Origin of the sequence: Pseudomonas sp. KB_15 (assembly GCF_052114525.1) — a bacterium.
In the GTDB taxonomy this organism is placed as follows: Bacteria; Pseudomonadota; Gammaproteobacteria; order Pseudomonadales; family Pseudomonadaceae; genus Aquipseudomonas.
The window spans coordinates 1-435 of record NZ_JBFREX010000230.1 but is presented as its reverse complement, the minus strand read 5'-3'; the positions used below and the strand labels follow the sequence as shown (position 1 = coordinate 435).

Below are 435 nucleotides of genomic sequence, written 5' to 3'. Positions count from 1 at the left end.
GTCCGTCGAAAAAGCCGTCGCGCCGCTCGCGCAAACGCTCGTTATCGCTGATGGGAAGACTGGCAAATCCAAACCTGCGATATCCCCGCGATAGCAGATGGTTCGCCATGGCCCGCCCCGCTTCCCGATTCGAGTAACTGACGGCCATATCGATCGGCTGCGTCGTCAGGTTGCCGGTTTCCACGCAGGGCACGCCGGCATCCTGGAGCAGGTGGCGGGCCGCTTCCGTATGCGTGGTGTTGTGCAGGATGAGGCCACATGGCCGCTGGGACAGGTAGGCCGAGATCAACGCTTCCTCGCGCTCCAGCGAATACCCGCTGTCCGAAATCATCAGGTGCAGGCCGTGGCGCTGCAGGACATCGGAGATGCCCTGGATCGTCTCCGCATACAGCGCGTTCCTGAGGCTGGGGACGATCAAGCCGACCAGGCTGGTGC

At 63.2% G+C, this 435-nt stretch carries 1 pseudogene; it reads right to left on the bottom strand.

Going from position 1 to position 435, the window contains the following annotated elements:
• Positions 1 to 435: pseudogene (locus AB4Z35_RS30625) on the bottom strand (GntR family transcriptional regulator); the annotation flags it as partial.